Here is a 22,999-nt window from a genome sequence, read left to right as displayed (position 1 = left end):
TGTAGACGAATAAGTTAATTCTTTAAAAAAGTGGGGATAATACAGGGGGGCAAAAAGTTCGCCCGTCTTTGTACACCGGCATGGTTTGTGATAATTCAAGCCTCGCACCTCCGAGCGGGACGCCGAGGGCGTCGTCCCCTACAATAATCATCGCCGCAGGCGATACCTTCATTCCTCATTCCTCATTCCTCATTCCTCACTCCTCACTCCTCATTCCTCACTCCTAACAAAAAGGGGGTTGACAAAAGGGCGAAAGTGTGCTATAGTCATATCAATAGGTTTAAATGCTATGACGGAAATAAGTAGCCTTTTGCGAAATTTCAGAGAGCTTTCGGTCGGTGCGAGAAAGCATTTCTACAAAGTGTGAATACATTCCTGAGCTGTTCGCTGAGAAAGCTTTTGCGTAAGGCGAAACGGTTTGCACACGTTACAGTGCTATGGCTTCGCTTTCTGCTGAGCCTGTAAGGTCGGGAGTTTCCCCGATAAACTGAGGTGGTACCACGATAATTCGTCCTCTGACAGATATTCTGTCAGGGGATTTTTTATTTATGTACCGCAAAAAAATAATACGGAGGTATGAAAAATGACAGTATTTGAAGAACTGAAAAGAAGAGGTCTTCTCGCTCAGCTTACTGATGAGGAGGAAATAAAGGAGCTTATCAACGCTGGTAAGGCAACTTTCTACATCGGCTTTGACCCGACCGCTGATTCACTCCACGTTGGTCACTTTATGGCGCTTTGCCTTATGAAGCGTTTGCAAATGGCAGGCAACAAGCCTATCGTTCTTATCGGAGGCGGTACGGCTATGATAGGCGACCCGTCAGGCAAAACAGATATGAGAAAAATGATGACAAAGGAAACTATCAACCACAATGTTGAATGTTTCAAAAAGCAGATGTCACACTTCATTGATTTTTCTGATGACAAGGCTATTATCGTAAACAATGGCGATTGGCTTCTCGACCTTAATTATGTTGATGTGCTTCGTGACGTTGGTGCTTGCTTCTCTGTAAACAAGATGCTTACATTCGAGTGCTACAAGCAGAGAATGGAAAGGGGTCTTACTTTCCTTGAATTTAACTACATGATAATGCAGTCCTACGATTTCTACAGACTTTTCCAGGATTACGGCTGTAATATGCAGTTCGGCGGTGACGATCAGTGGGCTAATATGCTGGGCGGCACTGAGCTTATCAGAAAGAAGCTTGGCAAGGACGCTTATGCAATGACTATCACTCTGCTTCTTAACTCTGAGGGCAAGAAAATGGGCAAAACTGAAAAGGGTGCTGTATGGCTCGACCCTGAAAAGACTTCTCCATACGAGTTCTATCAGTATTGGAGAAACGTTGGTGACGCTGACGTTATCAAGTGCCTGAAGATGCTCACATTCGTTCCTATCGAGGAGATAGAGGAAATGGAGAAACACATGGAGGGTGCTGAATACAACAAGGCTAAGGAGCTTTTGGCTTACGAGCTGACAAAGCTTGTTCACGGCAAGGAGGAGGCTGACAAGGCTGACGCTGCGGCAAAGGCTATTTTTGCAGGCGGTGGAAACAGCGACGATATGCCTAGCACGACTATTGCGGCGGCTGATCTTACTGACGGCAAGATAGGTATTCTTACGCTTCTTGTTAAGTGCGGTCTTTGTCCTTCAAATGGTGAGGCAAGACGTCTTGTTACTCAGAACGGTATTGCGGTGAATGGTGAGAAGTTCACTGACCCTAAGGGTCTTGTTGATCTCTCTGAGCCTGTTGTTATCAAAAAGGGTAAGAAGATCTTCCACAAGGCTATTGCGGAATAATATAGCACAAAATAATTTCCACGGGTGGACAGAAGTTCACCCGTTTTTTTTTATATAAATATATGGTATTTTGCAATATTCATAAACATTCACACAAAATACATATAAGGTTTAGCTATATTTAAAGTTATTCATATATACTTTTAATCAAAGGAAAGTTTACACGAAACATACGAAAAAATCACGAAAAGAGGCGTGGATATGAATGGCAATCAGGAAGTGTTCAGACGGATAGAGAAAAAATATATCGTTGATGAACCGACTTATGAAAAGCTTATAAAAAAGCTCGATGGGCATTTTGTCAAAGACAGATATTACAAAAGCACTATCTGCAACATATATTATGACACACCAAGTCATCAGCTTGTGAGAAACTCCATTGAAAAGCCTGTTTACAAGGAAAAGCTGAGAGTGAGGAGCTACGGCGTACCTAATGATGAAGACATGGTCTTTGTGGAGCTGAAAAAGAAATACAAGGGTGTGGTCTACAAGAGGCGTATTGAAATGACCCTTGCACAGACCCGTGATTTCTTTGCAGGCAAAGAGGTACCTCATGATAATCCGCAGATAGAGAACGAGCTGAAATATTTTCTCAAATTCTATGAGGGCATTGCTCCTGCTATGTATCTTAGCTATGACAGGCTTGCTTACTGCGGTGCAGAAGACCCGTCCCTCAGGCTGACCTTTGACACGCACATTCTTTACCGTGAGGAACAAAAGGAGCTTGACAAGGGCATTTGGGGAAAAGAGCTTCTGCCTGCTGGCGTGAGGGTAATGGAAATAAAGATACCGAACGCTATGCCACTTTGGTTATCGGCTATACTTGATGAACTGGAGATATATCCTGCTTCGTTTTCAAAATACGGAACTGCGTATCTTAACGAATTTTCTGAAAAAATACATAAAGGTAAGGTGATAAGCTGTGCTTAATTCAACTACTCTTGCGGCTACTACTGTGACCACCACTGAAACGACCGTGGCGGCGATAACTACAAACGAATTTGTTTTCTGCACTGCGGCTTCGTTGGTGCTTGGTCTTATAATAGCGTTTGCTTTCAACTTCAGGCAGAAAAAAACAAAGAGCTTTATGATGACGCTTGCTTTGCTGCCTGTGATAGTACAGGTAGTGATAATGCTTGTAAACGGAAACATCGGTACAGGCGTGGCTGTTATGGGTGCATTCAGCTTGGTAAGATTCCGTTCTGTACCGGGAAGTGCAATGGACATTTGTGCTATCTTCCTTTCAATGGCTGTCGGTCTTGCGACGGGCACGAACCACCTTGCGTTGGCTCTTATGCTTGCGGTGTGCGTGAGCCTGCTGAACATTATTTATACGCTTCTGCCTATTGGCAAAAAGAAGTCGGGTCACAAGGATCTTAGTATCACTATCCCTGAAAGCCTTGATTACACTGAGGTATTTGACGATATATTTGAAAAGTATCTTTCAGAATGTGAGCTTGTTTCGGTAAAGACCACAAATATGGGAAGCCTTTTCAAGCTGAAATACCGCATTGAGCTAAAGGGTGACGCTAACGAAAAGAAGCTTATTGACGAACTTAGATGCAGAAACGGCAACCTTGAGATAATGTGTGCAGTGGCAGCAGACATTGAGGAACAATCATTCTGACAAAATAACAAAAGTATCCATAAGCAAAACCGCACAAGGCTAAAGCGGTCTTGTGCGGTTTTTTCAACCTTTTTTACCATACAAGGGGGTATTTTTCATGAAAATTTCGGACACTAAAAAGCTGGCAGCTATCACGGCGGCGTTTTTTATCACGGTCACGGCTTTTTCAGGCTGTTCAGAGAGTGCAAGTTCTTCACAGACCACAAACAGTGTTTCTCAGTCGGCAAAGTCTGACATTGACGCAAGCATTGCGGCAGAGGACATTGACGTTGGATATGACGAGGAAAGCTCAATAGGGATTACATTTGCTGATGGCAGTGCAGCTATAGACGGTGAGGGTGCGACCGCTGAGGGGGAAACTGTTACCATTTCGCAGGCAGGCACTTACATTCTTTCAGGCACGGCGACCAACGGCAGGATAATCGTTTCAGCGGACAAGACGGCTGAAATAAAGCTTATTTTCAATGGAGTTGACATAACTTGTGCGGACAACGCTCCCCTGCTTGTGAGCAAAGCTAAAAAAGTTTATATCGTGCTGGAGGACGGCACAGAGAACGTTTTGACGGACAGTGCAAGCTACTCTTTAGGAGAAGATGACAGCAACACAGACGGTGCTATTTTCTCCAAAGCCGACCTTACTATAAACGGCAGCGGTACACTTACTGTGAATGCAAACTACAAGCACGGCATAGTTTCAAAGGACGATCTTGTTATCACTGACGGAAATATCAATGTGACCTCGGCTTCAACCGCTATGGAAGGCAAGGACAGTGTTAAGATATCTGGCGGAACAGTCAACATTTCCGCAGGCACGAACGGCATAAAATCCACTAACACAGAGGCTTCTGACAAAGGCTTTATAAGCGTGACAGGGGGAAGCTTCACAGTAGTCGCAAACAATGACGCATTCGAGGCGGAAACTGTGCTTTCTATCGAGGGCGGAAGCTTTGACATCACCACAGGCGGTGGAAGTGCAAACGCTTCTATGAAGTCTGACGGCACGCCAAACAGAAATTGGCAGAACAACATGAGCAACGGTGGTGGTGGTCCGAACGAAATGGGCAGACCTGACGATAACGGAAACGGCACGGGAGGCGACCCGCCTGCAATGCCTACGGCTGACAACACAGGGCTGACTATCAAGACTACGGCCAACACTACTACGGACAGCGACAGCACAGATACAACGGACAACACTTCAACATCTGCAAAGGCTTTAAAGGCAGGCAACGAGGTAAACATAAGCGTCGGCGAGTTCAAGATAGATTCGGCAGACGATTCAGTATACAGCAACGGAAACATTGTTATAACAGGGGGAAACATTTCTGTGGCGTCGGGTGACAACGGAATGCACGCTGACGGAAATCTGACCATATCCGACGGCACTGTAGACATCACAAAAAGCTATGAGGGTATCGAGGGTTCTATCGTAACAATAGACGGTGGCACCATATCAGTGGTAGCAAGCGATGACGGAATAAACTGCGCAGGCGGAAGCGACACTGGATCAACAGACAGAATGGGTGCTGACCAATTCTCGTCACAGGACGGTGTTGAACTTAACATCAACGGAGGAACTGTAACCATTGACGCTGACGGCGACGGACTTGACTCAAATGGCAACTTCACAATGGCAGGCGGTACAGTTTACGTTTGCGGACCTACTAACGGCGGCAACGGTGCACTTGACTACAACGGCACTGCAACTGTAACAGGGGGAACGCTCATCGCCTGTGGTGCAGTTGGAATGGAAGAAGGCTTCGGTGACAACTCCACACAATACAGTGTTCTGCACGATCTTGGTTCGACAGTTTCAGCAAACGAAAAACTGACTATCACTGACAGTGACGGCAAGGAGATCTTAAGCTTTACCCCTACAAAGACTTGGCAGAGCGTTGTATTCACAAGCGCTGACCTGAAGGAAGGCGAAACCTACACCATTACGGCAGGGTCGCAGTCGGAAACCGTGACTATTGACGGAATTGTTACTTCTAATTCCAAGGGAATGAGCTTTGGCAGAGGTCATGGCGGAGGACGTGGTTTCTGATATGAACGAAAAAAGGACGAACTTGGGGTTCGTCCTTTTTTATTTGGCTGGTTTATCGCTCAAAGTATGCGGGACGTCGAGGGCGCCGTCCCCTACATTTGTGTAATATAAATCGTATGTGCGAACAGTATTCGCCAGTTTTTGCTCACCTTTGTTGTATACATACGCAAAAAAAGACCGCCTCATGATGAAGCGGTCTTTAGTAAGCAATTTAGTTTTGGCTGTGCAGATTATGCAAGCTCAGCAAAGTACTTGATTGTTCTTACCATCTGTGATGTGTAAGAGTTCTCGTTGTCGTACCAAGAAACTACCTGTACCTCATAGAGGTCATCAGCGATCTTAGATACCATTGTCTGAGTAGCATCGAAGAGTGAACCAAATCTCATGCCGATAACGTCAGAAGAAACGATTGGATCCTCATTGTAGCCAAATGACTCAGAAGATGCAGCCTTCATAGCAGCGTTGATGCCTTCAACTGTTACGTCAGCACCCTTTACAACTGCTGTAAGGATTGTTGTTGAACCAGTTGGAACTGGAACTCTCTGTGCAGAACCAATGAGCTTGCCGTTAAGCTCTGGGATAACAAGGCCGATAGCCTTTGCAGCACCTGTTGAGTTAGGAACGATGTTAGCAGCACCAGCTCTTGCTCTTCTCAGGTCACCCTTTCTGTGAGGACCGTCAAGGATCATCTGGTCGCCTGTGTAAGCATGAATAGTGCTCATGATACCGCTCTGGATAGGAGCATACTTGTTAAGAGCATTAGCCATAGGAGCAAGACAGTTTGTTGTGCAAGATGCAGCTGAAATGATTGTATCGTCAGCTGTAAGTGTCTTCTCGTTTACTGAGTAAACGATAGTCTTGAGGTCGTTACCAGCAGGAGCTGAGATAACTACCTTCTTAGCACCAGCATCGAGGTGAGCCTGGCTCTTAGCCTTTGATGTATAGAAGCCTGTGCACTCGAGAACTACGTCTACACCAAGCTTGCCCCAAGGACAATCCTTAGCATCCTTTTCTGCATAAATCTGAAGAGTCTTGCCGTCAACAGTGATAGTATTAGCCTCATCGTCAGCTGATACTGTGTGGAGATTCTCACCGATCTTACCACAGTAACCGCCCTGAGCTGTATCATACTTAAGAAGATCAGCGAGCATTGAAGGCTTTGTCAGGTCGTTGATTGCAACTACCTCGTAGCCCTCTGCGCCAAACATCTGTCTGAATGCAAGACGTCCAATACGTCCAAAACCATTAATTGCGACTTTAACTGCCATAATTAATTTACCTCCTAAAAATTTTTCTGTACTTATTATACTACATTTTTCTATACATTGCAAGTGTTTTTACAAAAAACTTAGAACTTTTTTTCTTTAAGGCAATACCGCACAATCTTTGTGCGGTATTGCCTTAAAACTTCACCCCAAAGCCATCTGAGTCTTGATCCGTCAAAGCACTGCTAAATTCTTTAAAATATGATCAAATATTGATGATTTTTTATTGACTACCCCGACAGTTTAGGTTATAATATTTACATGAGATCTTTATGAAAGGCAGGCTAACAAAGTGGAACTGACATCTTCTGTGAAAGAGATATACGCTCAGTCTGAGGAAAACATTATCCTCACTGACGCTGAGCTTAATGTCATTTGGAAAAATCATGGTGATCTGCCTGATGTTATAGATATTTCTGCTTTATGCGATACTCCGGAAAACACTTTCATTCTGCCTGTTGAAAAGACAGCTACCTTTGAATATAAGGGCAGGTTTGCAGACTCGGCGGCAATGCGGTTTGAACCACTGAGAGATAATGGCATTATAACGAATTATCTCATACACTATTACTCCTGCATGGACATAGAACGTCTTTCGGACAAGTCTGGATATTTACGCTTCAAATCGAATTTTCTCGGCAACATAAGGATGGAGCTTTCTAAAATGTTAGCGATGCTTGACAGCCAAAAGAATTCCTTCTCTTCAAAAGCCGGCACTGAATATGAGCATTTTGACCATGAGGCAAGGCTTCGTATACTGAAGACATTTTCCGCAACGGTGAACATGACAGAACTTGCAAAATATTTCAGCGGCAATTTCACAACTGAATATCAGAGCCTATCAGACATATGCGGTGAGGTATGCGACGAAGAAGGCAATTTGCTGGAGGAGGACGGCTGTATTTTCAGATACTCCATTGACCCGTGCATTTATTTTGAAACAAACAAAAGCCTTATTAAAAATGTGCTTGTAAATCTGCTTGTGAACGCATATATGTACAATGACAAGGAACAACGGCAGGTGGAGCTTATCCTAAAAACTGAGGACGACAGGATAATACTGTCAGTAAGTGATAACGGCAACGGCATGACAGACGATGTATGGCAGGCGGCTATCACGCCCTTTGGCACATTCCAGAAATACAGTAGCAGTGAGGCATTGGGGCTTGCACTGGCAAAATGCTTTTGCGACCGTTTTGACGGTGAACTAAGTTATCGCAGCGAGATCGGCAAAGGCACTTGTGTGACCATGAGTTTCCCATGTGACAGCCGTGGTTTGCCGAAAGAGTTCCATGTGAGCAGAATGCCACCCATACCGAACCCATACGGCAGTACCTACTGCATAATGGCTAAAGGGCTTGACCCACTGAAATAGGATTTGGGCAATATACAGAGCAAGTGAATAGATGGGATACAAAAAAGGCAGTGCCAATTTTCTCGGTACTGCCTTGATTATTTTATGGAAATTAGTCCTTGATGATAGACTTACCTGTCATTTCCTTTGGCTGCTCCAGACCCATGAGTTTGAGCATTGTTGGTGAAAGGTCAGCAAGCACGCCGCCCTCTCTGATAAGAACATTGCCTGCGCCTGCGATAATGAGAGGTACAAGGTTGGTTGTGTGGGCTGTGAATGGAGAGCCGTCCTCTTCCATCATCTTATCTGCGTTGCCGTGGTCTGCTGTGATAAGTGCTATGCCGCCCTTTGCAAGAACTGCGTCAACCGTTTTGCCTACGCACTCGTCAACTGCTTCTACTGCTGCTACGGCTGCGTCGAACACGCCTGTGTGACCTACCATATCGCAGTTTGCATAGTTGAGGATAATTGCGTCATACTTGTCAGACTCTATTCTCTTGAGAACTTCGTCGCAAACAAGATATGCGCTCATTTCAGGCTGGAGGTCATATGTTGCTACCTTTGGTGAATTGATGAGGGCTCTGTCCTCGTTCTCAAAAGGAGCTTCTACGCCACCGTTGAAGAAGAATGTAACGTGAGCATACTTCTCTGTTTCGGCAATTCTAAGCTGTGAAAGACCCTTCTTTGCGATATACTCGCCGAAAGTATTTTCAAGGCTTGCTGGCTTGAATGCAACGTCAACGTTTGGCATTGTTGCGTCATACTGTGTCATGCAGACATAGTAAAGTGGGAATCTGCCGTTTCTTCTCTCAAAGCCTGTGAAGTCGTCGTCAACGAGAGTTCTTGTTATCTCTCTTGCTCTGTCAGGACGGAAGTTGAAGAAGATAACGCTATCGTTTGCGGATATCTTGCCGTTTTCATCGATAACTGTAGGAACAACGAACTCGTCTGTAACGTCAGCGGCATAGGAAGCCCTGATAGCGTCAACTGCGTTATCAGCCTTATTGCCCTCGCCGTATACCATTGCGTCATAAGCCTTGCCTACACGCTCCCAACGGTTATCTCTGTCCATTGCATAGTAACGTCCCATTACTGTTGCTATCTTGCCGACACCAATTTCCTTGAGCTTTTCTTCAAGCTCAGCTACGAAGTCAGCACCGCTTGTAGGAGGAACATCTCTGCCGTCCATGAAGCAATGAACGTATACCTTTGTAAGACCTGCTTTCTTAGCAAGCTCCAAAAGGCCATAGAGGTGTGAATTATGTGAGTGAACGCCGCCGTTTGAAAGAAGTCCGAACAGGTGGAGTGCGCTGTCATTCTTCTTGCAGTTCTCAACGGCTGCTGTGAAAGCTTCGTTTGAGAAGAATTCGCCGTCCTTGATAGACTTTGTAATTCTTGTAAGCTCCTGATAAACTATTCTTCCTGCACCGATATTTGTATGGCCTACCTCTGAGTTACCCATTTGTCCCTCAGGAAGTCCAACGTCCATGCCGCTTGCACCGATAAGAGTGTGCGGATAGTTGGCAAGAAGTCTGTCGATATTAGGTGTTTTGGCAGCTCTGATAGCGTTGCCGTAATCCTTGTGATTATAGCCGAAGCCGTCCATAATGATAAGTGCTATGGGTTTCTTTGACATATTTCTTAGTCCTTTCAACATCATTTATATTCGTATTATCCCCAATAACCGCCCTTTTCAAGAAAGCTCAGGACATATTCCTTAAATTCCTTGGCAGTATCGTCGCTTGTGTAATAGGTCTTTGCGCCGATACGGACATAGTTGCTCTCTCCTGACTCATAGTAGATAGCTGGACCTTCTGAACATTTTATATCCAACCAATCGCCGCCAACAACGTACTCCTTTGAATCCGGCTCTTTTTCTTCTGCGTTTTCCATGATTTTCGTGCGGAACTCTGTTATCTTGTCGAGAAGCTCGCTGTCTGTAAACTCAACGCCGCTAAGGAGCTTACTAGAGTCCATTTTGATAGTTACATTTTCAAGCTTAGCCTCAGATGTTGTCTGAGAGCTTTCTGCCGCTGGTGCGCTGCTTTCGTCAGTGCTTCCGCAGGCTGCAAATGACATACACATGGATAATACTAATGCTGCAAATATTACTTTTTTCATAGTTGCGTCCCCCTGTTCAAAAAAAGCAGAGGACAGCCGCAGCCGTCCCCTGCGGAACTTTTTATTTGTTTGTTCTTGTAACGAATGATATTTTGCCCCTAGATATCCGTCTGTTAATTAGCCCTCAACAGCAGCCTGAACGATAGTGTTGAAGTCAGCAGCCTTCAGTGAGGCACCGCCGATAAGACCGCCGTCTACGTTCTCCTTAGAAAGAAGCTCTGCGCAGTTCTTAGCGTTCATTGAGCCGCCGTACTGAATTGTAACTGCCTCTGCTGTAGCCTCGTCATAAATCTTAGCAAGTGTTGCTCTGATGAATGCGCAAACTTCCTCTGCCTGATCTGCTGTAGCTGTCTTGCCTGTGCCGATAGCCCAAACTGGCTCGTAAGCGATAACGGACTTCTTAACGTCCTCTGCTGATACGCCGAAGAAATCAAGCTTAACCTGTCTTGCGATAACTTCCTCTGTGATGTTGCACTCACGCTCCCAAAGAAGCTCGCCAACGCAAACGATAGGCTTAAGACCAGCTGCAAGAGCTGCCTTTGTTCTCTTGTTTACTGTTTCGTCTGTTTCACCGAAATACTGTCTTCTCTCAGAGTGACCGATAACAACGTACTCAACGCCAAGCTCAACGAGCATATCTGCTGAGATCTCGCCTGTGAAAGCGCCGCTCTTCTCAAAGTGAACGTTCTCTGCACCGATCTTTACGTTTGAACCTGCTGTTGCGTTGATAGCAGTTTCAAGGTTTGTGAAAGGAACGCAAGCGATAACTTCAACCTTGCCCTCAGCGTTTGCAACCAGTGGCTTGATAGCTTCGAGAAGCTCCTTAGCCTCAGGTCTTGTCTTGTTCATTTTCCAGTTTCCTGCAATAATTGCTTTTCTTACAGCTTTTTTCATGATAAAAAACTCCTTTATTTTTTATAGGGAACAGAAAAACTGCTCCTGCTAGTTTTCCAAGTCTATTATACAACATTCCCTCGTATTTGTCAACTAATTAACAAAGGCTTGGACTTATTTTATCTGTTTATTACAGCTTATCTATAAGCATAACGACACCGAAAACGCCAAGCAGGACACCGATAGCGATAGCCGCATAGCCGAAAGGCGTTTTCTCCTCTTTTTCCTCGGCTTCCTTTTCCTCCTCAGTGACTTCTACCTTTGATTTTTCATCGTCAAGGTAAAATTCCTGTGGGTTTTCTGGGTTATACTTTATGTCTATCATATCGCCCTTTTCATAGCCGTTGTCTGTGACTATCTGGGTATATTTCTCGCCGTCAATGGTATAGCCGATTTTCCACTCGGTAAAAACTCTGTCCTCGCCGCCGTTGAAATCAGGCATTGTGGTCTTGACTTTCTGCAAGGCCTTTGCCTGAGTTGGTTCGTAGTGATCCTCCTCGGGGATATTATGTTCCTGCTCTGGAAAAAAGCGATAGCCCTGCAAAGCTTTGATACCGAAATAGATAAGTCCAATGCCTGTGAGCAGAAGAATTATTCCGCCTATGCCCTGCCAGCCTAATCCGCTTTTTGCAAGTAGTGTTATTTCATTCATTTTTACTACCTCGATTTCTGCATAAAAAAGGGACAGGCAAAACCTGCCTGCCCCTAGCTTATAGCTTAGTAAAATATATTACTTGTCAGCGATTACGTCGATACCTGGGAGTACCTTGCCCTCGAGGTATTCAAGTGAAGCTCCGCCGCCTGTTGAGATGTGTGACATCTTATCAGCAAAGCCAAGCTGGATAACTGCTGCTGCTGAGTCGCCGCCGCCGATGATAGTTGTAGCGTCTGTTTCAGCAAGTGCCTTTGCAACTGCGATAGTACCCTTTGCAAGTGTTGGGTTCTCGAACACACCCATAGGACCGTTCCAAACAACTGTCTTTGCAGACTTAACAGCCTCGCCGAAGAGAGCCTGTGTCTTTGTGCCGATATCAAGGCCTTCCTTGTCAGCTGGGATCTTGTCAGAATCAACAACTTCTACGTCGATAGGAGCGTCGATTGGATCAGGGAAACCTGCTGCAACTGTTGTGTCGATAGGGAGAAGAAGCTTCTTGCCAAGCTTTTCAGCCTTTGCCATCATTTCCTTGCAGTAGTCGATCTTTGTATCGTCAACGAGGGAAAGACCAACTTCCTTGCCCTGTGCCTTAAGGAATGTATATGCCATACCGCCACCGATGATAAGTGTATCGCACTTCTCGAGGAGGTTTGAGATAACGTTGAGCTTATCTGCTACCTTTGCGCCGCCGAGGATAGCAACGAATGGTCTAACAGGTGTTTCAACTGCATTTCCGAGATAGTTGATCTCTTTCTGCATGAGGTAACCAACTGCTGTTTCCTTAACGAACTTTGTAACGCCAGCTGTAGAAGCATGAGCTCTGTGAGCTGAACCGAAAGCGTCCATTACGAATACTTCGTCGTCAACGAGGTCAGCAAGTTCCTTAGCGAAAGCTTCGCCGTTCTTTGTTTCCTCTGCGCCTCTGAATCTTGTGTTCTCAAGAACAACGATATCTCCGTCAGCCATTTCAGCAACTGCCTTCTTAGCGTTGTCGCCAACTACTGTATCGTCAGCAGCGAATGTTACCTTTGTTTCAGGAAGAAGCTCTGCAAGTCTTGCAGCAGCAGGAGCAAGTGAGAACTTAGCCTCTGGGCCGTTCTTTGGCTTGCCGAGATGTGAACACAGAACTACCTTGCCGCCGTCAGCTACCAGCTTCTTGATAGTTGGGAGAGCAGCTGTTATTCTGTTATCGTTTGTAATAACGCCGTCCTTAAGAGGAACGTTAAAGTCAACTCTTACGAGTACCTTTTTGCCCTTTACATTAATGTCATCAACAGTAACTTTGTTTAAACCTGCCATTTTAAAGACACCTCTCAATTTAATTTTTTAATTCACGTTGTTAAAAAACTAACAACCTTACCTTTATTATATAACATACCGTCATAAAAATCAAGTATTTTTTTATAATTTTTACCCTGATTTTATAACTTTAGGCTTTTAAAGTGCGTCCACCTTTATCTCTCCGTTGTCAGCGGATATTGCCACGGCGGACACCGCTCCCTCGCCCTTGTCTATAAGCAGTTCGGCTATCTTATCCTCAACCTCGTTTCTTATGACACGGCGGATATCTCTTGCACCAAGCTTCTGACCGTATGCCTTATGTGCAATAGCTTTCAGAGCTTCATCTGTATATCTCAGGCTGATATGTTTCTCCTCCAACGGCGACTTCATCTCGTCCAGCATAAGACCTGCTATGCCTGCGAAATTCTCCTCTGTGAGCGGATTGAACACAACTATCTCGTCTATTCTTCCAAGAAACTCAGGTCTCAGGAAATCTCTCAGTGCTTTCATTGCTTTATCCTTGGCGATATCACTGTCGGTCTTATTGAAGCCCACACCTGTATCTCTATCAGTCGAACCTGCGTTTGATGTCATGACGATAACTGTGTTCTCAAATGAAACGCTTCTGCCCTGTGAATCGTTGATACGTCCCTCGTCAAGTATCTGGAGAAGTATGTTCATAACGTCAGGGTGAGCCTTTTCTATCTCGTCAAAAAGTACCACTGAATATGGTCTGCGGCGCACCTTTTCGGTAAGCTGACCTGCTTCATCAAAGCCTACATATCCCGGAGGTGAGCCGATAAGCTTTGATACTGAGTGCTTCTCCATATACTCGGTCATGTCAACTCTGATAAGCGGCTCGGTGGCGTCAAAAAGCTCTTCTCCAAGGACTTTCACAAGCTCTGTTTTTCCAACGCCTGTTGGGCCGACGAAAATAAATGAAGCAGGTCTGCGACGTTTTGAAAGCTGAACCCTTGTACGCTTTATTGCCTTTGCGACCTTATCAACGGCTTCGTCCTGACCGATAACACGCTTTGAAAGGGCTTCTTTGAGATGCTTTATCTTATCATACTCGGTCTGAGCTATCTTATTGGCAGGGATACCTGTCCAAAGCTCTATTACCTTTGAGATATCGTCCTCTGTGACCTGAACGTTTTTAAGAGTTTCTTCCACCTCTTTGAGTCTGTTCTGGATCCTGAGTATCTCGCCCTTTTCCTTTGCGATTATCTCATAGTCAGGGTCTGACTTCTGCTCGTAATCCTCAACGAGCTTTTCATGCTTTTTAAGCTCCTCGTTAAGTGCGTCGAACTCCTCTATTTCAGGTGTTCTGATACTTGTGCAGGCGCAGGCTTCGTCAAGAAGATCTATCGCCTTGTCAGGGAGAAATCTGTCGTTGATATATCTTTCAGAAAGCACTGCACACTCTCTGAGCATATCGTCTGATATCTTTACTCTATGGAAATTTTCGTAATACTGCTTTATGCCTTTGAGGACTGTGATTGTGTCCTCAACTGTCGGCTCGGAAACTGTTACAGGCTGGAAACGTCTTTCAAGTGCAGAGTCCTTTTCGATATACTTTCTGTACTCCTTGAAAGTCGTTGCGCCTATTACCTGTATCTCGCCTCTTGAAAGGGACGGTTTCAGGATATTAGCTGCGTTCATCGTTCCCTCATTATCGCCTGTGCCAACAAGGGTATGCACCTCGTCTATAAAGAGGATAACATTGCCCTGCTCTTTTACTTCCTCTACAAGACCTTTGCAACGGCTCTCAAACTGTCCTCTGAACTGAGTGCCTGCAACAAGTGCGGTAAGGTCGAGGAGGTAAAGCTCCTTATCCTTGATATGGAACGGCACATCTCCACCAACTATCCTCTGTGCGATACCCTCGGCAATGGCTGTTTTACCAACGCCAGGTTCGCCTATAAGGCATGGGTTGTTCTTCTGACGTCTTGACAGGATATGGATAACTCTTGATATCTCCTTATCTCTGCCCACAACGTTATCAAGCTTGCCCTCTCTTGCTTTCTGAGTAAGATTTGTGCAATAGTTGTTGAGAAATTTAAGCTTTTTCTTTTTATCCTTTGGGTTTTTATCTCCGCCCTCATCGGTGGCTTTAGGCATACCTCCTGCGAGATTGCTGAAAAGATTGGCTGCGTCACCGCCGAAAAGATTGCTCAGGAAGTTCGTTCCGCCCGGCTCAAAATCGTCACCGTCGGAAGCCTCCATAAGCTGATTTGACATTGCTTCAAGGTCATCGTCTGAGATGCCCATTGCCTTCATATAATCGTCCACCTGCGAAATGCCAAGCTCCTTGGCACAAACAAGGCAAAGTCCCTCGTTCTTCTTGTGCTGAGGGTCTTTGGCGTTCATCTGTGAGATGAACACCACAGCAGGACGCTTTTTACATCTTGAACACATTAACATTTTTATTTGCTCCTTTCCTTACTGATACACCTTACGGTAATCATTTATACAGAATATCAAAGAAGTAACTGAACAGATAGGTATTTTCAAAAACAGCGCTGTTGAACTTGGGAAGCTTGTTCTCGGTAGCATTTATCACAGTGCAGACCATAAAGGCTATCAACACCAGATACAGACCGCCTTTGCAAAGACCAAGCGCCATGCCTGCGAAACGGTTTGCCGCTGTCAGACCTGCCATTCGGGTAAAAACTCCCGACAGACGCAGGATAAGCCTTATGACTATCTCCATAAGTACATAAACCGCCATGAACACGCAAAGCCTTATAAAAGTCAGGGCGATCGGCCGGAAAATGTTCTTTTCCAGATACTCAGCACCAGTTCTGCCACCCTCAGAGAGAGCCTTGACGGCTTCGTCTATCTGCTCGGCAGTGAACTTCACCGCCTTAGACAGACTTTTTCCAAGCTTATTGCCCTCCAGCTTTTCGCTGAGCTTTTGGGGCATAACGCTGTGGATATACTCTGAAAGCTCCTCGCCCTTTTGCTGAGCGGTATCAAGGTCTGTTCCCTTTGAAACAAGCAGCTTTTCGGTATTCTCCGCAAGAGTGCCTGCCCCTGACAGGACGTTATTTATCTCCTCATCTGAAAGGTCGATATCAACGCCCTCGTTTTTCAGTTCATTGCTCACAAGCTTTGAAAGATCCGTCTGTTCAGCAGCGTTTTCAAGGCTCGTTATAAGCTGTGTTTTGAAATATTTGTTATATACATTTTCAGCCGACATATTGGCTATAAGAAAAGCCACAAGAACGGCTGCCACTGTTCCGAGCATTGTGATGACATATCTCACAAAGCCCTTACAGTATCCTGTCAGAGCGGTCACGATAAGGATCATTATAACTGCTCCGTCAAAAAAATATGCCATATTTTCCTGCCTTTCGTCAGGTCTCGAAAGCTATTTTGTTTATCTCATGCAGACCCAGGAAATAAACGCTGTCGTTGAGGTAAACAAAGTCAAGATACTCAGAGGACACTGCCGCTGTTGCAAGTAGATTTCCTGCACTGTCATAGGCTTCTATATTATCCTCGCCGAGAAGGATCACCTTCTTGTTCTCTGCGGTCATTTTCTTAGGCTTGCCGCTTTGAGTATAAACAACGCTATCAGGCTTATCTCCGTCAGAGTCCGAACGGAACACCGCAAGAGTTCCTGTTTTACGCTGTATGCCATCGAATGCTACTGCGGCAGTGGTGTCTGTCAGGGCATAGTCTGAAAGCTCCTCAGGATATTCATACTGCATAAGTATTTTACCATTGCTGTCAAGCTTGTAGAAGCAGGTATCGCCCACTACCCAATAATCGCCGTTATCGTTTCGCTGAACGGCAACTGCGAGAGTTTCAAGCTGTTCGCTCTTCATCTTCTCCTCTGTGCTGTCAAAGGTCACATAATAGATGACCGAGCGTAACGCTCCACCACTGCTGGAAAATGTTGAGATACAACAGCCACTTCCGTCCTTATCAAAGCTTATATCAAGTATTCTTCGTGAGCTTGACCACTGATATATCTCTGCTCCTGAGGAGTCATAAACTGTCAGCACTGCGGCATATTTCTCAGTCTGGGTGACCACTGCAACTGTGCTGTCAGGGGCTATCTCCGCCAAAAGTATAGACTGGTCTATATCCTTTGAGAGCAGCTCGCCCTTTTTATTCAGCACTCTGAAAGAATTTCCACCGTTATCGTAAACGAGCACACGCTTTCCAGATGTTCTTACAACAGGGTTTGCAAAGTTGTGAGAATTATCTGATATCTTATTGCCAGACTCGTCATAAAAAGCAATGTTCCTGTCGTCAACTCGAACTATACCGTCGGAAAGCTGTTTTATAACGTTAACGGAGCTTTCATCAAAGGTCAGCGGGAAATTTCCGCTTTGCTTTTTGCCGTCGTTTACTATAGTGGCATGAGGTCTGTCCAAAATGCCCTCAAGCTTCGGCACCCACACTCCTCTTGAAGCGTAAACGCCAACTCCGAAAGCGACCACCACCGCTATGGCGGCTATCTTCTTATAGAGCTTTTTGTTTTTCTCTTTCTTTCTTGCCGCTCTTATATCAGTGACGTTGGATATCTCCTCGTCAGACCTCTCTGCTTTCTCGGCCTTTTTCTCTTTTCTGCTTTTATGCTCGGATTTTTCCTCTTTGCTTTCTGAAGCCTGCTCTTTATTTTCACCGCCTGATACTGTTATCTTGCTTTCATCAGCTTTTTCAGGCTTTTCCTCCTCGGCTTTATCCTCGGTGTTCGTCAGCTCTATTCTGCTTCGTGACTCCTCGGCTTCTTCCGCTTCTTTTCGGAGCTGTTCTTCCTGCTCACGTTCCGCCGCTTTCTGAGCCGCCTTTTTCTGACGCTTTATCTCTCTGAAAGTAACGTTCGGAATAGGCTCTTCTGCACCGTGAAACTCGTCACGCTGAACAAAATCCGTCTGCTTGGTTATTCTTATTGTTTTTTCTTCTTTGGTAGGCGGATTTTTCTTTCTCCGCCTGCTCTTTGATCTTTTATCATTCACCTTGTTCAGATCCTTTATCTTTATCATAATACACTTCGTTAAGATACAATCCCTGCGGCGGAACGGTCTTTCCGCCTCTTGTTCTGTCCTTTGACGCAAGTATATCGGGTATTTGAGTTTCTCCTATCTTGCCCTCATTTATAAAAATAAGCGTGCCTACCATTATCCTTACCATATTGTACAAAAAGCCGTCTCCCGAAACTGTGAATATCACAAGCTCGCCCTCACGTCTTACATGGAAAGAGAATATAGTCCTAACTGTATTCTCCTTTGTGCAATCGGTGGAACACATGGCTTTGAAATCGTGCGTTCCCACAAAATCCTGTGCCGCTTTATCGAGCTTTTTTTCGTCTATTGGAAACCAACTGCGGTAGGCTGTATCTTTATAAAAAGGATTTTTTATCTCGCTGTTATGTATAATATACTCATACTCCTTGCCGCTGCACATATATCTTGCGTGAAAATCAAGGGGGACTTTTTCGCACTCCAGCACTGAGATATCGTCCGGCAGCTTTGAATTAAGTCCAAAAACTATCCCACGGCAGGTTATTGTGGACTCTATAAGAAAGCTTGCACAAAATCTTCTTGCGTGCACTCCTGCATCTGTTCGTGAACAGCCGTTCACTGTGACTGTCTGTCCCGTCAGCGAGAGGATAGCTTCTTCAAGCACCTGCTGAACGGCAAGGGCATTGTTCTGCCTTTGCCACCCATGATAAGCTGTGCCGTTGTAGGCAAGTATTATCTTAAAATTCGTCATGAGCATATCCCGTTTCTTTAGTCGAGTGTTATGGAATCTATATTGTCAAGTCTTACTATCATGGTGCTGTCGCTTTTCTTTTCGTGGACGATAAGCTTTACCCATTCGTCGTCTGCGTCAAGAATAGTACAGCTATGGCCATAAATCCCATCGCCGTCAATGGTACATTCTCTGCCGATAAGTTCTTTTATAATGCCTGACATTTTACTTCCCCCATTTGCATTTCTCTCAAGTTTCTTGACTTTTCTTTCCAAAGCATCAAGTCTGTCGTCCTGATCCATATCTTTAAAAACACTGCTCATAATACCCCTCCTAAACGACTATATTTATGACAATAACGCCTGCAAGGAACAGCACGCAGAATATCGAGCCGTAGAGGTCGACTATGCTCATATGGAGCTGTTTCATTCTTGTTCTGCCCTCTCCGCCGTGATAACAACGGCATTCCATTGCAAGAGCAAGCTCCTCAGCGTGTCTGAACGATGCCACAAAAAGCGGTATCAGCACTGGGATAAGGGCTTTGGCTTTCTGAATGAGTGAGCCTGTTTCCATATCCGCTCCTCTTGCTTTCTGTGCTGACATTATCTTGTCTGTTTCCTCGATAAGGGTAGGGATAAATCTCAGGGCAATAGTCATCATCATTGCAAGCTCATGGACAGGCACTTTTATCTTTTTCAGCGGTGAAAGCAATCTTTCGATAGCGTCTGTCAGGTCGATAGGCGAGGTGGTGTAGGTAAGAAGCGAAGTGCCGACAATAAGGCAGATTATCCTTATCATCATGAACACTGCCGTGTCAACGCCTTCATCGGTTATCTTGAGAAATTTCCACTCAAAATAGGCTTTGCCCGTTCTGATAAAAAGCAGATTGAGTATCGCCGTGAATATTATTATCGGCACGATAGGCTTCAAGCTTTTTAGCATGAGTTTGCCAGGTATTTTCGATATGATAAAAGTGAGAATAGTAAAAGCTATGCCCACAAGAAGTCCCCACACGCTGTTTGCGGCGAAAAGCATTACTATGAAAACCGCCGTCATTATTATCTTTATTCGTGCGTCCATTCGGTGAATGACAGAATTTCCGGGAAAATACTGTCCTATAGTAATATCCTTTATCAAGGTATATTCCTCCAATTTTCTATCTCAACTTACACAGTCCTGCTCTCTGCTCATATGGGTCAAAGGCAGTCCGCTGCTTACTTATTCTTTTTCTGCTCCAGCATTTCAAGGATGACCTTTTTCGCATAGCCAACTGTATACACATCGTCCTTAATATCAATGCCCATGGCTTTGAGCCTGTTTATAACTCTTGTTATCTGCGGCACTGCAAGTCCCATTGACACAAGCTCCTCTGAACGGTGGAACACCTTCACGGTATCATCATAGCAAAACAGCTTTGACTCGTTCATGACAAGTATCTTTGAAACGTTCTTTGCGATATCTTCCATAGAATGGGATACCAGCAAAACAGTGTTTTTCATCTGTTCATGATACTCTCTTATAAGACCAAGTATCTGCTCTCTGCCCTTTGGGTCAAGACCCGAAGCAGGTTCGTCAAGGATAAGCACCTTTGGGTTCATTGCCATAACGCCTGCTATAGCCACACGCCTTTTCTGTCCGCCTGAAAGCTCGAAAGGCGATTTGTCAAGTATCTCAGGGCTTAGCCCTACCATTCTTGCTGCCTCTTTCACATACTTGTCTATCTGATCTTCCTTGATACCCATATTCTTAGGTCCGAATGCGATATCCTTATAACAGGTCTCCTCAAAGAGCTGATACTCAGGATACTGAAACACAAGACCCACCTTAAATCTTATAGGGCGAAGCCTTGATTTATCGTCCCACAGCCTTTCTCCGTCTATATAGACGCTTCCGCTCGTGGGCTTCAAAAGACCGTTGAAATGCTGGATAAGGGTAGATTTGCCTGAGCCTGTATGTCCTATTATACCCACCATTTCGCCGTCATTTATCTCTATATTAACATTGTCTACGGCTGTTTTGCGAAAGGGCGTACCCTCGCCGTAAACATAAGTCAAGTTTTCCGTTTTAATTACTGCCATTGTTACTCCCTATCACTTAAGCATTTCATAAAGCTTCTTAACGCACTCGTCCTCGTGGATTATCTCGGTGGAGATGTCATAGCCTGCCTTTTTAAGTTCCCAGCAAAGCTCTGTCACCTGCGGCACGTCAAGTCCCAGATTTTTCATGGTTTCCACATTTGAGAATATCTTCTTCGGAACGTTATCCATTATGACCTCGCCACCGTCTATTACAACAACACGCTGTGCCTGTGCAGCTTCCTCCATATAATGGGTGATCAACACGATAGTAACGCCCTGCTCGTTGAGCATTTTGACAGTTTTCATTACCTCGTCCCTGCCGTGAGGGTCAAGCATGGCGGTAGGCTCGTCAAGAAGTATACAATCAGGCTTCATTGCGATTATGCCTGCGATAGCCACACGCTGTTTCTGTCCGCCTGAAAGCTTATGGGGTGCATGAAGTCTGTATTCATACATACCGACGGTTTTAAGAGCCTCGTCAACACGCCTGCGTATCTCATTCGGCTCGACGCCCATATTTTCAAGGGCGAAAGCCACGTCCTCCTCCACGATAGTTGCAACTATCTGGTTATCAGGGTTTTGGAATACCATGCCCACCTTTTCTCTTATAGGCAAGAGGTTATTTTCGTCCAAAGTGTCCATGCCGTTCACATAGACAGCCCCCGACTCAGGAAGATTTATAGCGTTTATGCACTTTGCAAGTGTAGATTTGCCTGAGCCGTTATGACCAAGCACTGCCACAAACTCGCCTTTTTCTATGTTCAGATTTATGCCTTTAAGCACCTCCGTTTTAACAGGTGGGTCTTCAAGGTCGTTCACATAGGAAAAGTGCAGATCCTTTATTTCAATAAAACTGCTCATTTCACTTTCCTTACCAAATTTAGTTTATTCCTTATCTTCAGGCTGTTCTTTCTGTTCAGCCTTTCTTTCCTTATGCTTTTCGTAAACATTCTCGGCTTTGTCTATTCCTTTATCAAGGAGCTTTTCAGCCTTGTTCTTTACCTTTTTGCCCGTTTCGCTCTCGGCGAACTCGTGGGCTTTTTCCTTTCCCTTTTCAAACAGCTCTCCTGCTTTGCTCTTTATCTTCTGCCCCTTTTCACTTTCAGCAGCCTCGTGAGCTTTTTCTTTGCCCTTTTCAAGCATATTTCCTGCTTTGTGTTTAAGTTCATCAAAATCAAAAGACATAACCTTTCCTCCTGTCTGAAATTTTGGTTTATACCTTATTATAATATATGGGTATGCGAACGCTGTTCGTCCCTACATATTGCCCATAAGCTTTTCAATATCTTTTACTGTTGGCGGATAAAGTGCGATAGGGAACTTTTCCACCGCCGCACCTGCCACAGCACAAGCTGTTTTCACCAATGTATCGTCATCAAGACCTTTATAAAGCCCATATACAGCGCCTGCCTTAAAGCTGTCCCCTGCGCCAAGTGTTGACACTACGTCTACTTTAAATGCAGGGCACATCTTTGGCACAGCACCCTTTCTGCCATACATCGCACCCTTTTCACCAAGGGTAAATATCACAAGCCCGTCTGTATTATCTGTATAAAGCCTGAAAAGCTCGTCATAGCTTTTATCTGGATAATATTCATCAAGGTGCTGATGAGATATGCAATTTACTGCACAATGCTTATTGATATAGCTGTCATAGGCACAATCTATGGTGACGTATTTCTTGCCATATTTTACGCAATACTCAGCTATCTTATCACCAAAATAAGGGTCAGCCGCAACGCAGGCTGAATTTTTCACTGACTCCTCCGAAGGCTGTTCATAAAAAGGCTCCGGACGTGAATAAAGCTTATCCCACTCGCCAAAACAGGTGCGTGTATTTTTATCTATGATAACATAGTCGGTCACGCCCTCGAAACCCTCTGTTACAAGCTCCGAAAGGTCAGCAGTCTTGTCTGCAAAATAATTCTTTATAAGCTTTTCATTGCCGCTTCCAAGGTGAGTACCGCCAAGTTTTACAGGCACATTCAGACTGCAAAGAACAGCCGCCGCTGTTCCGGTCTCACCACCGACAAGGTGATACTTTTCCTTTATCTCTGCCGTTCCGTCTGCCTTTGGAAAATCACCGTCCAGAAGAAACGAACAGGTGGAGATCATTTGGCCGTACATATAAACATAATTCTCAGTATATTTCATGCGAACACCATTC

At 44.9% G+C, this 22,999-nt stretch carries 21 protein-coding genes and 1 other annotated feature; of the genes, 5 read left to right on the top strand and 16 right to left on the bottom strand.

What is annotated here, in order from left to right:
* Positions 1 to 280 precede the first annotated feature (280 nt).
* Positions 281 to 519: a binding site (T-box leader), on the top strand.
* Between the two features lie 64 nt (positions 520 to 583).
* The 4 genes from tyrS to RBI_RS13750 all read left to right on the top strand — a co-directional run bounded on the left by tyrS (position 584) and on the right by RBI_RS13750 (position 5,475).
* The gene (gene tyrS / locus RBI_RS13765) at positions 584 to 1,801 is read left to right on the top strand and encodes a tyrosine--tRNA ligase (RefSeq protein WP_022287434.1); all 1,218 of its coding nucleotides are present in this window, start codon (positions 584 to 586) and stop codon (positions 1,799 to 1,801) included.
* A gap of 201 nt (positions 1,802 to 2,002) precedes the next feature.
* Complete coding sequence (locus RBI_RS13760) at positions 2,003 to 2,731, top strand: polyphosphate polymerase domain-containing protein (protein ID WP_041337631.1); 729 nt, start codon at positions 2,003 to 2,005, stop codon at positions 2,729 to 2,731.
* The gene (locus RBI_RS13755; RefSeq protein ID WP_081856078.1) at positions 2,724 to 3,428 is read left to right on the top strand and encodes a DUF4956 domain-containing protein; all 705 of its coding nucleotides are present in this window, start codon (positions 2,724 to 2,726) and stop codon (positions 3,426 to 3,428) included. The genes RBI_RS13760 and RBI_RS13755 overlap by 8 nt, the downstream gene beginning before the upstream one ends.
* A 97-nt stretch (positions 3,429 to 3,525) precedes the next feature.
* Positions 3,526 to 5,475 (top strand): carbohydrate-binding domain-containing protein, encoded by a 1,950-nt coding sequence (locus RBI_RS13750; protein ID WP_051706995.1) that lies wholly within the window; start codon positions 3,526 to 3,528, stop codon positions 5,473 to 5,475.
* Between the two features lie 230 nt (positions 5,476 to 5,705).
* Here the strand turns inward: RBI_RS13750 and gap are convergent, their stop codons facing one another.
* The gene (gene gap / locus RBI_RS13745; protein ID WP_022287438.1) at positions 5,706 to 6,743 is read right to left on the bottom strand and encodes a type I glyceraldehyde-3-phosphate dehydrogenase; all 1,038 of its coding nucleotides are present in this window, start codon (positions 6,741 to 6,743) and stop codon (positions 5,706 to 5,708) included.
* Positions 6,744 to 7,032: 289 nt separating this feature from the next.
* On the opposite strand from gap, the gene RBI_RS13740 reads away from it, so the two are divergent.
* Positions 7,033 to 8,115, top strand: a complete 1,083-nt coding sequence (locus RBI_RS13740; RefSeq protein ID WP_041337629.1) for a sensor histidine kinase — start codon at positions 7,033 to 7,035, stop codon at positions 8,113 to 8,115.
* Between the two features lie 91 nt (positions 8,116 to 8,206).
* Here RBI_RS13740 and gpmI read toward each other — a convergent pair whose 3' ends face one another.
* From gpmI to RBI_RS13665, 15 genes are all read right to left on the bottom strand, one after another.
* The gene (gpmI, locus tag RBI_RS13735; protein ID WP_041337627.1) at positions 8,207 to 9,730 is read right to left on the bottom strand and encodes a 2,3-bisphosphoglycerate-independent phosphoglycerate mutase; all 1,524 of its coding nucleotides are present in this window, start codon (positions 9,728 to 9,730) and stop codon (positions 8,207 to 8,209) included.
* A 35-nt stretch (positions 9,731 to 9,765) separates the two neighbouring features.
* Positions 9,766 to 10,215, bottom strand: a complete 450-nt coding sequence (locus RBI_RS13730) for a hypothetical protein (protein WP_041337625.1) — start codon at positions 10,213 to 10,215, stop codon at positions 9,766 to 9,768.
* A gap of 117 nt (positions 10,216 to 10,332) precedes the next feature.
* Positions 10,333 to 11,109, bottom strand: coding sequence for a triose-phosphate isomerase (tpiA, locus tag RBI_RS13725; RefSeq protein ID WP_022287442.1), 777 nt, complete (start codon positions 11,107 to 11,109; stop codon positions 10,333 to 10,335).
* 130 nt (positions 11,110 to 11,239) lie between these two features.
* The gene (locus tag RBI_RS13720) at positions 11,240 to 11,761 is read right to left on the bottom strand and encodes a DUF3592 domain-containing protein (RefSeq protein WP_041337623.1); all 522 of its coding nucleotides are present in this window, start codon (positions 11,759 to 11,761) and stop codon (positions 11,240 to 11,242) included.
* Positions 11,762 to 11,839: 78 nt separating this feature from the next.
* A complete protein-coding gene (locus RBI_RS13715; RefSeq protein WP_022287444.1) occupies positions 11,840 to 13,063 on the bottom strand; it encodes a phosphoglycerate kinase in 1,224 nt (407 codons plus the stop codon).
* Positions 13,064 to 13,201: 138 nt separating this feature from the next.
* Entirely contained in the window at positions 13,202 to 15,469 is a 2,268-nt protein-coding gene (locus tag RBI_RS13710) for an ATP-dependent Clp protease ATP-binding subunit (protein ID WP_041337620.1), read from the bottom strand.
* A 40-nt stretch (positions 15,470 to 15,509) separates the two neighbouring features.
* Positions 15,510 to 16,388, bottom strand: a complete 879-nt coding sequence (locus RBI_RS13705) for a CvpA family protein (RefSeq protein ID WP_041337618.1) — start codon at positions 16,386 to 16,388, stop codon at positions 15,510 to 15,512.
* Between the two features lie 16 nt (positions 16,389 to 16,404).
* Complete coding sequence (locus RBI_RS13700; RefSeq protein ID WP_051706993.1) at positions 16,405 to 18,045, bottom strand: DUF5711 family protein; 1,641 nt, start codon at positions 18,043 to 18,045, stop codon at positions 16,405 to 16,407.
* The gene (gene truA / locus RBI_RS13695; RefSeq protein WP_041337827.1) at positions 18,011 to 18,775 is read right to left on the bottom strand and encodes a tRNA pseudouridine(38-40) synthase TruA; all 765 of its coding nucleotides are present in this window, start codon (positions 18,773 to 18,775) and stop codon (positions 18,011 to 18,013) included. Before truA ends, RBI_RS13700 begins: the two co-directional genes overlap by 35 nt.
* A 17-nt stretch (positions 18,776 to 18,792) precedes the next feature.
* Complete coding sequence (locus RBI_RS13690) at positions 18,793 to 19,077, bottom strand: hypothetical protein (RefSeq protein WP_051706991.1); 285 nt, start codon at positions 19,075 to 19,077, stop codon at positions 18,793 to 18,795.
* A 10-nt stretch (positions 19,078 to 19,087) separates the two neighbouring features.
* Complete coding sequence (locus RBI_RS13685) at positions 19,088 to 19,891, bottom strand: energy-coupling factor transporter transmembrane component T family protein (protein ID WP_041337616.1); 804 nt, start codon at positions 19,889 to 19,891, stop codon at positions 19,088 to 19,090.
* Between the two features lie 77 nt (positions 19,892 to 19,968).
* Positions 19,969 to 20,832, bottom strand: a complete 864-nt coding sequence (locus RBI_RS13680; protein WP_022287451.1) for an energy-coupling factor transporter ATPase — start codon at positions 20,830 to 20,832, stop codon at positions 19,969 to 19,971.
* A 12-nt stretch (positions 20,833 to 20,844) separates the two neighbouring features.
* On the bottom strand, positions 20,845 to 21,693 hold the full coding sequence (locus RBI_RS13675; protein WP_041337614.1) for an energy-coupling factor transporter ATPase: 849 nt from the start codon (positions 21,691 to 21,693) through the stop codon (positions 20,845 to 20,847).
* A gap of 24 nt (positions 21,694 to 21,717) precedes the next feature.
* The gene (locus tag RBI_RS13670; RefSeq protein ID WP_041337612.1) at positions 21,718 to 22,017 is read right to left on the bottom strand and encodes a hypothetical protein; all 300 of its coding nucleotides are present in this window, start codon (positions 22,015 to 22,017) and stop codon (positions 21,718 to 21,720) included.
* Positions 22,018 to 22,089: 72 nt separating this feature from the next.
* Positions 22,090 to 22,986 carry a carbohydrate kinase family protein gene (locus RBI_RS13665; RefSeq protein ID WP_041337611.1) on the bottom strand — a complete coding sequence of 299 codons (897 nt, stop codon included), beginning with the start codon at positions 22,984 to 22,986 and terminating at the stop codon, positions 22,090 to 22,092.
* Positions 22,987 to 22,999 lie beyond the last annotated feature (13 nt).

The organism is Ruminococcus bicirculans (ex Wegman et al. 2014), assembly GCF_000723465.1.
Taxonomy (GTDB): domain Bacteria; phylum Bacillota; class Clostridia; order Oscillospirales; family Ruminococcaceae; genus Hominimerdicola; species Hominimerdicola aceti.
The sequence above is the reverse complement of the archived record's forward strand: the minus strand, read 5'-3'. Positions and strand labels throughout refer to the sequence as shown.

Bases quoted from the DNA above. Each gene is read 5' to 3' on its own strand.
- RBI_RS13715 (WP_022287444.1), bottom strand. From the start codon at position 13,063: ATGGCAGGTTTAAACAAAGTTACTGTTGATGACATTAATGTAAAGGGC.
- gap (WP_022287438.1), bottom strand. From the start codon at position 6,743: ATGGCAGTTAAAGTCGCAATTAATGGTTTTGGACGTATTGGACGTCTT.
- RBI_RS13730 (WP_041337625.1), bottom strand. From the start codon at position 10,215: ATGAAAAAAGTAATATTTGCAGCATTAGTATTATCCATGTGTATGTCA.
- RBI_RS13680 (WP_022287451.1), bottom strand. From the start codon at position 20,832: ATGGCAGTAATTAAAACGGAAAACTTGACTTATGTTTACGGCGAGGGT.
- RBI_RS13750 (WP_051706995.1), top strand. From the start codon at position 3,526: ATGAAAATTTCGGACACTAAAAAGCTGGCAGCTATCACGGCGGCGTTT.
- RBI_RS13720 (WP_041337623.1), bottom strand. From the start codon at position 11,761: ATGAATGAAATAACACTACTTGCAAAAAGCGGATTAGGCTGGCAGGGC.
- RBI_RS13670 (WP_041337612.1), bottom strand. From the start codon at position 22,017: ATGTCTTTTGATTTTGATGAACTTAAACACAAAGCAGGAAATATGCTT.
- RBI_RS13690 (WP_051706991.1), bottom strand. From the start codon at position 19,077: ATGAGCAGTGTTTTTAAAGATATGGATCAGGACGACAGACTTGATGCT.
- RBI_RS13700 (WP_051706993.1), bottom strand. From the start codon at position 18,045: ATGATAAAGATAAAGGATCTGAACAAGGTGAATGATAAAAGATCAAAG.
- RBI_RS13675 (WP_041337614.1), bottom strand. From the start codon at position 21,693: ATGAGCAGTTTTATTGAAATAAAGGATCTGCACTTTTCCTATGTGAAC.
- gpmI (WP_041337627.1), bottom strand. From the start codon at position 9,730: ATGTCAAAGAAACCCATAGCACTTATCATTATGGACGGCTTCGGCTAT.
- RBI_RS13665 (WP_041337611.1), bottom strand. From the start codon at position 22,986: ATGAAATATACTGAGAATTATGTTTATATGTACGGCCAAATGATCTCC.
- tpiA (WP_022287442.1), bottom strand. From the start codon at position 11,109: ATGAAAAAAGCTGTAAGAAAAGCAATTATTGCAGGAAACTGGAAAATG.
- RBI_RS13760 (WP_041337631.1), top strand. From the start codon at position 2,003: ATGAATGGCAATCAGGAAGTGTTCAGACGGATAGAGAAAAAATATATC.
- RBI_RS13710 (WP_041337620.1), bottom strand. From the start codon at position 15,469: ATGTTAATGTGTTCAAGATGTAAAAAGCGTCCTGCTGTGGTGTTCATC.
- RBI_RS13705 (WP_041337618.1), bottom strand. From the start codon at position 16,388: ATGGCATATTTTTTTGACGGAGCAGTTATAATGATCCTTATCGTGACC.
- tyrS (WP_022287434.1), top strand. From the start codon at position 584: ATGACAGTATTTGAAGAACTGAAAAGAAGAGGTCTTCTCGCTCAGCTT.
- truA (WP_041337827.1), bottom strand. From the start codon at position 18,775: ATGACGAATTTTAAGATAATACTTGCCTACAACGGCACAGCTTATCAT.